Genomic DNA, 11,721 nt, shown 5'->3' with positions numbered 1-11,721 from the left:
ACCCGTTGCATCCGTTGTACAGCCAGTTCAACAAGAAGATCGGGGCGATCCGCTTCAAGGTGGAACAGGCGTTCGGGACGATGAAACGCAGGTTCAATCTGGCGCGGGCGCGGTACTTTGGGACAGCAAAGGTGCAGGCGCAGATGTGTTGGGCGGCCTTGGGGATGAACCTGCTGAAGGCGCACCGCAAGTTGAAAGCGATGGAGCTTGCGGGGGTAGGTGCGCCCTGAGAGGGCAAATGGAGCTCCCAAAGTGGCTCACAGCCACTTCGGGGGGCATGAAATCATGCAAAACGCGACAAAATCAGCATGATTCTTGCTTCGGCCGGATGATCGGCGAGGTTATGCAGCGGTCTTGACTTCGCAGGGGTGGCGCTCGCGAGGCCAGGCCCGAAAACCGCGCCAACACTGGGGGAACGGGCAAAAAAAATCCCAACCGATGAGGGTTGGGATTTTGGGTATTGGTGGAGCTGGCGGGATTTGAACCCGCGTCCACAAGCCTTCTTCGTCCGGTTCTACATGCGTAGCCAGCTGATTTGATCTCACCCGTCATGCCGCGCAGTGGCACGCTGCACAACAGGCCAGTCCCCTTGAATCTCGCCACACGTCAAGGAACACGACGCATGGCCAGTCAATGTGAATTAACCTTGCAGCCGGGATCGGTCAGCTTGCGCCAACCAACCCTTGCCCAGCCCATTGACCGACTGTTGCAAGGCCCGCTGGATTAAGCAGCGAGTGCGAAACGTTCGTCGTTTGCAGTTACTTTTTTGAATCGAGATTAACGAGCGTGACCCAAGCTCGACATGCTCCGCAACGCTTCCGAACCCATGTCGAAACCAATGCAGCCCCAAGAGGGTGAATTGTACGTGACCCTGTCGCTGCTGTCACCCCTGTCCTGACAGTTGCTTGCAAGCCTTGCATCCTGTCATGCCTGCCGGCAACACGGTCAGGGTGCCAGGCCGTGCATCTGCGCAAACGCCTCCCGCTCACGCACCACATCCTGGCGCGTCACACACTGTGGCAGGGACGACGCCCTGGCAGCATGCTGCTGACGCCAGTTGCGCACACTCGCACTCTGGTAGGGATCGGCAATGGTGTATCCCACACGGTCGGAACAATTGCCCCCCCCTGCATCACACTGCCGCAAGGTGCTGGCATAGATCACCCGCCCGTCCCGCGTGATGCCCGGAAAGGCGCTCGCCATCAGCCGTTCCCCCGGCCGTGACGCTGGCGGTGCCAGATTGAAGGCCTGCTTCAGCGCACGGCTGTACCACCAGATCTGCCCGCGATACTCGTACGCCAGATCGCCGCCCTGCCCCGCCTTGCCGGGAAAGCCGAACACCGTCTTGCCACTGGCATGCGCAAACGCATCACGCAGCTCACAGCCCTTGCCATCCTCGCCAAAGCCGAACACGCGCATGGTCGCCTTGCCCTGCACCGGCATCTGGGGCATGGCCGCATACTCTCGGCCATCCACCGAAATCATGGGCAAGGCATACATGCTGCCATCCACCCGCACGCGGTCACGGCACAGGTACTGCGTCCCCGTGTCAGCCGTCACGCGCTGCTGCTGCACATCCACCGTGATCGTCCGTGTGGACAATGCGCCCTGCCCCTGCGTTTCGTCATCACCACCCGCATTGGGCCAGCTGAACGATCGGATGCGGATCTCGCCGGGGCGACTCCCCGGCAATTCCGCTGCCGCCGCGTAGAAGCCCGTCATGCCGCCACGGAACAAAGGGCGTGCCTTGCCCTGCTGCTGCAGCACATCCGCCAGGCGGTAGTGCTCGCCCGTCATGTCCACCAGATAGCGCCAGCTGCCCTGCACCGGAAAAGCCTCGTTGGACAAGGGCGTGCGATAGCCACGCACCACCGTCCCTGCAAAGGCCGGCAACTCCATCACGCTCACATTGCCCAGTTGCGCGCCGGAATAGGAGCGCAACACGAAGCGGCCATCCGGACTAATCCGCTCATAGCTGCCCAGCGCGGCCACAGTCTTGCCCGCCGCATCACGCGACACGCCGGCAACATCGCCCGTCAGTTCGACAAAGGTACTCGGAGCGATGCAGGCCTGCGGCGAAACCGCTCCCTGCGCAGCGACGGCGCCCGTGGTACCTGCGAGGAGCATGCCCAGCATCCAGTGACGCAACACAAAGGCTCCCGCATGGGCATTCCATGCCGCACCTTGCACGGCTGCTGCGCTACCAGACATCCGTACAGACACCCGCGATTCGTCCATGTCAGTCCGCCTTCTGTTCCACCGTACGCATCATGCGAAGCCGGATCCCCTGCCGCCAGTACGGCATGGGCATGGCCGCCACCAGCGGCCGCGGGTGATAGCCCCCCTTGCGCACCACCCAGGCCGTGGGAAAGTGGCGATAGGCATCCTGCTGCACCAGGCTCTCGCTGCACAAGGGCACGCTTCCGGCCAACGCCTCTGCGGCAGCCGGCGTCTGCTGGCGCAAGCGCTGCAAGGCCTGCATCACCTCGCCCGCCGGCACGCGATGGTCATGCACGGGCACCAGCTTCAGTCCCTCCTGCCGCGCCACCAATTGCACCTGATCCGCATGCACGGCAGACAGCACCATGCGTGGCGACCAGACATACAGCAGAACCGGTTGTGTGCCCGACTGCTGCTGCAGGGCCTGCCACTGCGCCTCATCCAGACAGGACTCGGCCCGGATGGCCGGCGACATCAGGACGGCGGCACTGGCCAGAACCCCGGCTACCCACTGACGAGTCATGCCGCGCACACCATGCCCAGCACATCCAGCGGCTGCGCCGCCTCGGCCTGCGCACCCCAGCTGGAAATGTCATGCTCACCCAGATAGCCCCAGGCAGCAGCCACGCAGGGCATGCCGGCAGCCCGCGCCGCCTCCATGTCGCGCCGGTCGTCGCCCACGTACAGGCACGCCTGCGGCGGCAAGGCCAGACGCCGCGCCGCCTCCAGCAGCGGCTCCGGATGCGGCTTGGCATGCGGCGTGGTATCTCCACCAACCAGCACAGACGCGCCCTGCAGCAAGGGCATCTGCCGGCACATCGGCACGGCAAAGCGCTCGGTCTTGTTGGTAACCACGCCCCAGGCCAGCCCGCGCTGCTGCAGGTGTTCCAGCAAGGCCTCGATGCCGTCAAAGGCATATGTGTTGTCCAGCAGATGGGTCTCGTAGCTGCGGAAGAACTCCTCGCGCATCTCGGGAAACAGCGGATCCTCGGGCGTCATGCCGAAGGCGATGCCCAGCATGCCACGCGCTCCGGCACCAGCCATCGGACGGTAGGTATCCAGCGGCAACGAGGGCATGCCCCGTGCCGTGCGCATGCGATCCACCGCCGCCCCCAGATCGGGCGCACTGTCCACCAGAGTGCCATCCAGATCAAAAAGAACGGCGCGAATACCGGGAAAAAACGGAATGCCGGATTTATCCATGGATTAACATCGAATATCAAACTCGGGCGAATCAGGATAATCCCTGCCCCAAAACGGTAATTTGACACACCACCCTGAAAATCATGATGGTGGGTGCGCGATTCAAGCCGGTTTGCGGCACGCCAGCATGTAGTTGACGTCGATGTTGTCACTCAGCCAGTAGCGCTGCGTCAGCGGGTTGTAGTGCAGGCCGCGCGTGGCCGCTGGCACCAGACCGGCCAGGCGGCACTCGCGCATCAGCTCGCTGGGCTGGATCATGCGCGCATACTCGTGCGTGCCACGCGGCACCAGGTTGAGCAGATACTCGGCCGCCACAATGGCCAGCAGAAAGGCCTTGGGATTGCGGTGAATGGTGGAAAAGAACACCCAGCCGCCCGGCTTGACCGCTTCGGCGCAGGCGCGCACCACCGAACCGGGGTCAGGCACATGCTCCAGCAGCTCCATGCAGGTCACCACATCGAACTGGCCGGGCTGCTCACGCGCCAGATCTTCCGCACTGATCTGGCGATAGCTCACATTGTTCACACCCTCTTCCAGGGCGTGCAGTTGCGCCACGCGCAGGGATTCTTCCGCCAGATCAATGCCCGTCACCTGGGCACCCACCTGGGCCATGGACTCAGACAGGATGCCCCCGCCACAGCCCACATCCAGCACGCGCAAGTCCTTCAGGCGCTGGAATTCCTGCACCCAGCCCAGCCGCAGCGGGTTGATGGCATGCAGCGTGCGCAGCACCCCGTCACGATCCCACCACTGATGGGCGAGGTCGCCGAATTTGGAGATCTCGGCCTGATCCACGTTGGCAGCAGGCGCGGCAGAAGAAGTGATGTCCGTGTTTTCCATGAGGCCGATTGTGCCTCAAAAGCAGGCGCCCGCCTGCCCGGAGCAGGCAATAAAAAAGCCCCGCCAAGCGGGGCTTTTTGCGTCTGCGGAAGCAGAAGGATTAGCGGGTGCCAACCACTTCGATTTCCACGCGACGGTTCTTGGCGCGGCCTTCGGCAGTCTTGTTGGTAGCAACAGGCTGCTTCTCGCCCTTGCCTTCCACGTACACGCGCTCGGCAGCGATGCCCTTGGAAACCAGGTAGTTCTTCACGGCGTTGGCACGACGGATGGACAGAGCCTGGTTGTAGGCGTCGGAACCGATGGAGTCGGTGTGGCCGGTGGAGATGATGGCTTCGATGTTCAGGCCCTGGATCTTGCTCACCAAGTCATCCAGCGTGGCCTTGCCAGCCGGCTTCAGCACGGACTTGTCGAAGTCGAAGAAAGCGTCAGCAGCGTAGGTCACCTTGGCTGCAACAGCTTCGGGTGCCTTGGGAGCTTCAGCAACCGGAGCGCCGCAAGCCGGGGAAGCGGCAGTAGCGGGGGTCCAGTAGTTGTCTTGCCAGCACAGTTCGTTCGTGCCGTTCATCCAGATCAGGTTGCCGTGGTTATTGCGCCAGTTGTCACCGGTAACGGTAGACGGAGCGGCAACAGCAGCACCTGCCATGGCGACAGTTGCGAACAACACAGCTACTTTATTCAGTTTCTTCATGTTTATCCTCTTGATAAATACCACAGCAGGAGCTGCACGATTATGCGAGTTTCGGATGCGGTTGAGCGTAACCCGTCGAGCCGATTGTGCCACAGCACGCATTCACTGTAACCGCACTCCACGCGCTGCGCGCAGGGGCCTTCCTGAAATCACGCTCTTTGTTGCATCATTGCCACATGGGCTGCAGCAATGCCCTCAAATATACCTCATCCCGTGTGCAGCTAAAATGTCATATTCCCACGAATAATCGGCCCTTCTACGCATGACTGAATTCGCCAAAGAAACGCTGCCCATCAGCCTCGAAGAGGAGATGCGCCGCAGCTACCTGGATTACGCCATGAGCGTGATCGTGGGGCGTGCCCTACCCGACGCACGCGATGGTCTCAAGCCGGTGCACCGCCGCGTCCTGTTCGCGATGCACGAGCTCAACAACGACTGGAACAGGCCCTACAAGAAGTCGGCCCGTATCGTCGGTGACGTCATCGGTAAATACCACCCGCACGGTGACAGCGCTGTCTACGACACCATCGTGCGCATGGCGCAGGACTTCTCCCTGCGCCACATGCTGGTCGATGGCCAGGGCAACTTCGGCTCGGTCGACGGCGACAGCGCCGCGGCCATGCGTTACACCGAGATCCGTCTGGCCAAGATCGCGCACGAGATGCTGGCCGACATAGACAAGGAAACGGTCGACTTCGGCCCCAACTACGATGGCAGCGAGCAGGAACCCCTGGTACTGCCGAGCAAGCTGCCCAACCTGCTGATCAACGGCTCCGCCGGTATCGCGGTGGGCATGGCCACCAACATTCCGCCGCACAACCTCAACGAGGTGGTGGATGCCTGCCTGCACATGCTGGCCCACCCGGATGCCAGCGTCGATGACCTGATCGAGATCATCCCGGCGCCTGATTTCCCCACCGCCGGCATCATCTACGGCATCCAGGGCGTGCGCGAAGGCTACCGCACCGGCCGCGGCCGCGTGGTCATGCGTGCGCGCTGCCATTTCGAGGATATCGACAAGGGCCAGCGCCAGGCCATCATCGTCGACGAGCTGCCCTACCAGGTCAACAAGAAGACACTGCAGGAACGCATCGCCGAACTGGTGCACGAGAAGAAGATCGAGGGCATCAGCCACATCCAGGACGAGTCCGACAAGTCGGGCATGCGCCTCGTGATCGAACTCAAGCGCGGCGAACTGCCCGAGGTGGTACTGAACAACCTGTACAAGCAGACGCAGTTGCAGGACACCTTCGGCATCAACATGGTGGCGCTGGTCGATGGCCAGCCCAAGCTGTGCAACATCCGCGATCTGGTCAGCATATTCCTGCAGCACCGCCGCGAGGTGGTCACGCGCAGGACGATCTTCAACCTGCGCAAGGCACGCGACCGCGGCCACGTGCTGGAAGGCCTGGCTGTTGCACTGGCGAACATCGACGAATTCATCCGCATCATCCGCGAGTCCCCCACCCCGCCGGTGGCCAAGGCCGAGCTGATGGCTCGTAGCTGGGACAGCTCGCTGGTGCGCGAAATGCTCACCCGCGCCCGCGAGGACGGCTCGGTGGTTTCCGCCGACGACTACCGTCCCGAAGGCCTGGGCCGCCAGTACGGCCTGCAGGGCGATGGCCTGTACCGCCTGAGCGACGTGCAGGCGCAGGAAATCCTGCAGATGCGCCTGCAGCGCCTGACCGGTCTGGAACAGGACAAGATCGTTGCCGAATACAAGGACGTGATGGCCGAGATCGAGGATCTGCTCGACATCCTGGCCAAGCCCGAACGCGTCAGCACCATCATCAGCGACGAGCTGACTGCCGTGAAGAACGAATTCGGCCAGACCAAGGTGGGCGCACGCCGCAGCCAGATCGAGCACAACGCCCAGGAACTGGGTACCGAAGACCTGATCACCCCGACCGACATGGTGGTGACGCTCTCGCACACCGGCTATATCAAGAGCCAGCCGCTGTCCGAGTACCGCTCCCAGAAGCGTGGCGGCCGCGGCAAGCAGGCCACCACCACCAAGGACAACGACTGGATCGACCAGCTGTTCATCGCCAACACGCACGACTACATCCTGTGCTTCAGCAACCGCGGCCGCCTGTACTGGCTCAAGGTATGGGAAGTGCCGACCGGCAGCCGTGGCTCGCGTGGCCGCCCCATCGTCAACATGTTCCCGCTGGAAGACGGCGAGAAGATCACCGTGGTGCTGCCGCTCACCGGCGACATGCGCACCTTCCCGGCGGATCACTATGTGTTCATGGCCACTGCCCAGGGTACGGTCAAGAAGACGGCGCTGGACGAGTTCAGCAACCCGCGCAAGGCCGGCATCATCGCCGTGGGCCTGGATGATGGCGACTACCTGATCGGTGCCGCCCTCACCGATGGCGAACATGACGTGATGCTGTTCAGCGACGGCGGCAAGGCCGTGCGCTTCGACGAGAACGACGTGCGTCCCATGGGCCGCCAGGCCCGCGGCGTGCGTGGCATGACGCTGGAAGAAGGCCAGAGCGTGATCGCCATGCTGGTGGCCGGCGACGAGTCGCAAAGCGTGCTGACCGCCACCGAAAACGGCTACGGCAAGCGCACCAGCATCGTCGAATACACGCGCCACGGCCGTGGCACCAAAGGCATGATCGCCATCCAGCAGAGCGAACGCAACGGCAAGGTCGTTGCCGCCACGCTGGTGCATGCCGACGACGAAATCATGCTGATCACCGACCGTGGCGTGCTGGTCCGTACCCGCGTGGCGGAAATCCGCGAACTCGGCCGCGCCACCCAGGGCGTGACGCTGATTGCGCTGGACGAAGGCGCGCAGCTGATCGGCCTGCAGCGCATCGTCGAGAACGATGCTGCCGAGGACCAGAACGGTTCGGAATCCGATGACATGGACGCCGATGCCAGCCCCGATACCGAAGCGGACGACACAACTACACCGGACGCATGACAATGCTATGCTCATAGGCAAAGAGGGTTGTCATCCGGCAGCCCTGCCTGAGCACTTTTGAACGAAAGACCCCCCCCATGAAGCAAGCCCGTTTCCTGTCCTTCCGTTCCGCCACCGCCGGCTGCGCGCTGGCCTTGGCCGCGCTCGCCGTGAGTGCACCGGCCCAGGCACAGGACGCCACCCGCAAGGAGCTGGCCACCCGCATCGTCAACCTGCAGAAGGCACACGACATGGATGCGCTGATCGGCCAGCTGGCCAACTCCGCCACGCAGACCGTGGTGTCGACCTGGCTGCCCAAGCTGGACCAGGTGCCGCAGGCCCGCCAGAAGGCCGCTGCAGACCAGCTGGATGCCGAACTGAAGAAGTTCAACGAAGACAACATCCGCACCATCAAGAACCGCAACGAGCGCGTGAGCCTGGACGTGCTGGTGCCGGCCTATGCCGAGCGCTTCACGGCCGACGAACTGCGTCAGCTGGTGGCCTTCATGGAATCGCCCGTGATCAAGAAGTACTACGCCGCCAACCCGCAACTGGCCAACATGCTGGCCCAGAAGCTGGTGGATGCCACCCGCGCCGATGTGGAAGCCCGCATCAAGGCCTTCGACACGCGCGCTGCGCAGATCATCGGCAACGCCTCCAAGAAGTAATCCCCTGCCCCGAGCCATGACAGATTCCGCGCTTCGTCCGTACAACTTCTCCGCCGGCCCGGCTGCCATTCCCGAGCCCGTGCTGCGGCGCGCCGCTGCCGAGATGCTCGACTGGCCCTTCCCCGATGGCCGCCGCAGCGGCATGGGCGTGATGGAGATGAGCCACCGTGGCGAAGCCTTCGGCATCATCCTGCAGCAGGCACTGGACGATCTGCGCGAACTGCTGGCGATTCCGGACAACTTCCGCATCCTGTTCATGCAGGGCGGCGGCCTGGCCGAAAACGCCATCGTGCCGCTCAACCTGAGCCATGGCGAAGCCGCCAGTTTCGTCGTCACGGGTGGCTGGAGCCAGAAAAGCCATGCGGAAGCCGGCAAGTTCTGCCAGGCACGACTGGCGGCCAATGCCGCTGTGCAGGACGCATCGGGCGCGACGTCGTACACCCACATTCCGGCGCCGGAAAGCTGGCAGCTGGACGCGGGCAGCCGCTACGTGCACATCTGCAGCAACGAAACCATTCACGGCGTGGAATTCCATCAGCTGCCCGACCTGGCAGCGCTGGACTGCAATGCCCCGCTGGTGGTCGACTTCTCGTCCAACGTCGCCTCCCGCCCCATGGACTGGAGCAAGGTCGGCCTGGCTTTCGGCGGCGCCCAGAAGAACCTTGGCCCCGCCGGCCTGACACTGGTGGTGGTGCGCGAAGACCTGCTCGGCCAGGCCATGCAGCACTGCCCGAGCGCCTTCGACTACACGCTGGTGGCGAAGAACAACTCCATGTACAACACGCCGCCCACCTACGGCATCTACATGGCCGGCCTGACCTTCCAGTGGATCAAGGCCCAGGGCGGCGTGGCTGCGCTGGAGGCCCAGAACATCGCCAAGGCGCAGCTGCTGTACGACTTCCTCGACAGCTCCAGCTTCTTCAGCAACCGCGTGGACAAGGCCTGCCGCTCGCGCATGAATGTGCCCTTCTTCCTGGCAGACGAAAGCCGCAATGCCGACTTCCTGGCCGGTGCCCAGCAGCGCGGCCTGCTGCAACTCAAGGGCCACAAGTCGGTCGGCGGCATGCGCGCCAGCATCTACAACGCCATGCCCATGGCCGGCGTGCAGGCACTGGTGGACTACCTGCGCGAGTTCGAAGCCAAGCACGCCTGATTCCTCCCTCCAACCCTTTAGCAGTATTTCCCATGACCCGCTCCATCGCCGACCTGCGCGTCGCCATCGACGCCGTAGACCAACAACTGCTGCAACTGCTGAACGATCGGGCGGCGCTGGCCAATGAGGTCGGTGACATCAAGCGCAAGGAAGGCTCGCAGGTATTCCGCCCCGAGCGCGAAGCGCAGGTGATCCACACCCTGCAGCAGAGCAATCCCGGCCCGCTCAAGGGCAACAACGTCGCCAACATCTGGCGCGAGATCATGTCCGCCTGCCGCGCGCTCGAGGCGCCGCAGCGCGTGGCCTACCTCGGCCCCGCCGGAACTTTCAGCGAGCAGGCTGCCGAAGCCTTCTTCGGCGTCAGCATCGACCATGTGCCCTGCGCCAGCTTCGATGAAGTGTTCGATGCCACCACCTCCGGCCGTGCCGATTTCGGCGTGGTGCCGATGGAAAACTCCACCGAGGGTGCGGTCACCCGTTCGCTCGACCTGTTCCTGACTTCTCCGCTGCACATGATCGGCGAAACCAGCCTGCTGGTACGCCACAACCTGCTGTGCAGCCAACAGACGCCGCTGGAAGAAATCGAGGCCGTGTACGCGCACCCGCAGGCGCTGGCGCAATGCCAGAACTGGCTGAGCGTGCATGCCCCGCAGGCCGAGCGCCACGCCGCCTCCAGCAACGCCGAAGGGGCGCGCATCGCCGCCAGCAACCCGAAGTGGGCCGCCATTGCCAGCCTGCGCGCCGCCTCGCAGTTCGGCCTGCATGTGGTGGCTCCTGCCATCCAGGACGAGGCCTACAACCGCACGCGCTTCGCCGTGATGTGCCTGCCGCAGACGCTGGCCATGCCCGAAGCCTCCGGCAACGACTGCACCAGCCTGGTGCTGTCGGTGGTGAACCGACCGGGTGCCGTCTATGAATTGCTGGAGCCGCTCAAGCGCCACAATGTGTCCATGACGCGCTTCGAATCGCGTCCGGCGCGCAGCGGCCAGCAGTGGGAATACTTCTTCTACATCGACCTGGTCGGCCACATCAGCGAACCGCATGTGGCGGCCGCCCTGGCCGACTTGCGCCCGATCTGCGCCTACTACAAGGTGCTCGGGTCCTACGCCATCAACGGCTGACGCCACAGACGGAGCAGTGCAATGTTTCACCGACTGGCCCTGATCGGTTGCGGACTGATGGGCGGATCGCTCTCGCTGGCCATGCAGCGTGCCGGCCTGGTGCAGAACGTGATCGGCTACAGCCCGAATCCCGCCACCGTGCAGGAAGCGCTGCGCCGCGGCGTGCTGACCGAAACTGCCGGCTCGGCCGGACTGGCCGTAGCCCATGCGGATCTGGTGGTGGTGGCAGTCCCGGTCGCCGCCACCGGCAGCGTGCTCAAGCAGATTGCCGGTCAGTTGCGGCCGGATGCGGTCGTGACCGATGTGGGCTCCACCAAGCAGAACGTGATCGATGATGCCCTGGAGGCGCTGGGGGCCCGTGCCGGCCAGTTCGTGCCGGCCCACCCCATCGCCGGCAAGGAAGTGGCCGGCGTGGCGCATGCCGACCCCGACCTGTACCGCGACCGCCTGGTCATCCTCACACCCGCCCGCCACACGCGCATCGGTCCGCTGCAGCAGATCACCAACCTGTGGGAAGCGCTCGGCTGCAAGGTGCAGACCATGACGCCGCAGGCGCACGACGCCGCCTTTGCCGCCGTCAGCCACCTGCCACACATGACCGCCTTTGCACTGATGCACAGCATCCTGCACCAGGACGATGCCGCCGACACGCTGGCGCTGGGCGGCTCCGGTTTCCGCGATTTCACCCGCATCGCCGCCGGCGACCCTGCCATGTGGCGCGACATATTCCTGTGCAACCGCGAGGAAATGCTGCGCCAGACCGAGCAGCTGATTGCCTCGCTGCATGTGTTCACCGACGCCATTGCCAAATGCGATGGCGAAGCGCTGCACGCGCTGATCAGCGAAGCCAGCGAAGCGCGCAGCCAGTGGCGCATGATCACACGCGACGAAAACGCGCGGCTCTGAACGGA

The 11,721-nt window shown here is 63.9% G+C and carries 11 protein-coding genes and 1 other RNA gene; 6 read left to right on the top strand and 6 right to left on the bottom strand.

Annotated elements, in window-relative coordinates:
* A partial coding sequence (locus tag BMW28_RS07695) for a transposase (protein WP_143280560.1) occupies nt 1–230 on the top strand: 230 nt, incomplete at its 5' end.
* Between the two features lie 231 nt (nt 231–461).
* On the opposite strand, the gene ssrA is transcribed toward BMW28_RS07695, so the two are convergent.
* From ssrA to ompA, 6 genes are all read right to left on the bottom strand, one after another.
* Nucleotides 462–848, bottom strand: a transfer-messenger RNA (tmRNA) gene (gene ssrA, locus BMW28_RS07690).
* 97 nt (nt 849–945) lie between these two features.
* A complete protein-coding gene (locus BMW28_RS07685) occupies nt 946–2,127 on the bottom strand; it encodes a hypothetical protein (protein ID WP_143280559.1) in 1,182 nt (393 codons plus the stop codon).
* A gap of 112 nt (nt 2,128–2,239) precedes the next feature.
* The gene (locus tag BMW28_RS07680; protein WP_143280558.1) at nt 2,240–2,743 is read right to left on the bottom strand and encodes a hypothetical protein; all 504 of its coding nucleotides are present in this window, start codon (nt 2,741–2,743) and stop codon (nt 2,240–2,242) included.
* Nucleotides 2,740–3,423, bottom strand: coding sequence for a phosphoglycolate phosphatase (gene gph / locus BMW28_RS07675; RefSeq protein WP_091816148.1), 684 nt, complete (start codon nt 3,421–3,423; stop codon nt 2,740–2,742). Before gph ends, BMW28_RS07680 begins: the two co-directional genes overlap by 4 nt.
* Nucleotides 3,424–3,525: 102 nt before the next feature.
* Nucleotides 3,526–4,263 (bottom strand): bifunctional 2-polyprenyl-6-hydroxyphenol methylase/3-demethylubiquinol 3-O-methyltransferase UbiG, encoded by a 738-nt coding sequence (gene ubiG / locus BMW28_RS07670; RefSeq protein WP_091816145.1) that lies wholly within the window; start codon nt 4,261–4,263, stop codon nt 3,526–3,528.
* 100 nt (nt 4,264–4,363) lie between these two features.
* Entirely contained in the window at nt 4,364–4,951 is a 588-nt protein-coding gene (ompA, locus tag BMW28_RS07665; protein WP_091816142.1) for an outer membrane protein OmpA, read from the bottom strand.
* A 262-nt stretch (nt 4,952–5,213) separates the two neighbouring features.
* Between ompA and gyrA the strand changes: the two genes are divergently transcribed.
* The 5 genes from gyrA (at nt 5,214) to BMW28_RS07640 (ending at nt 11,716) form a co-directional block, all read left to right on the top strand.
* Entirely contained in the window at nt 5,214–7,889 is a 2,676-nt protein-coding gene (gene gyrA / locus BMW28_RS07660; RefSeq protein ID WP_091816140.1) for a DNA gyrase subunit A, read from the top strand.
* A gap of 77 nt (nt 7,890–7,966) precedes the next feature.
* Nucleotides 7,967–8,536: a DUF2059 domain-containing protein gene (locus BMW28_RS07655; protein WP_091816137.1), complete on the top strand. Its 570-nt coding sequence runs from the start codon at nt 7,967–7,969 to the stop codon at nt 8,534–8,536.
* A 16-nt stretch (nt 8,537–8,552) separates the two neighbouring features.
* Nucleotides 8,553–9,689, top strand: coding sequence for a 3-phosphoserine/phosphohydroxythreonine transaminase (gene serC / locus BMW28_RS07650; RefSeq protein WP_091816133.1), 1,137 nt, complete (start codon nt 8,553–8,555; stop codon nt 9,687–9,689).
* A 32-nt stretch (nt 9,690–9,721) separates the two neighbouring features.
* Nucleotides 9,722–10,810 carry a prephenate dehydratase gene (pheA, locus tag BMW28_RS07645; RefSeq protein WP_091816130.1) on the top strand — a complete coding sequence of 363 codons (1,089 nt, stop codon included), beginning with the start codon at nt 9,722–9,724 and terminating at the stop codon, nt 10,808–10,810.
* A gap of 21 nt (nt 10,811–10,831) precedes the next feature.
* On the top strand, nt 10,832–11,716 hold the full coding sequence (locus tag BMW28_RS07640; protein WP_091816127.1) for a prephenate dehydrogenase: 885 nt from the start codon (nt 10,832–10,834) through the stop codon (nt 11,714–11,716).
* The last annotated feature ends 5 nt before the right edge of the window (nt 11,717–11,721 follow it).

Origin of the sequence: Allobrachymonas denitrificans DSM 15123, assembly GCF_900110225.1 — a bacterium.
GTDB lineage: Bacteria > Pseudomonadota > Gammaproteobacteria > Burkholderiales > Burkholderiaceae_C > Brachymonas > Brachymonas denitrificans.
The sequence above is the reverse complement of the archived record's forward strand: the minus strand, read 5'-3'. Positions and strand labels throughout refer to the sequence as shown.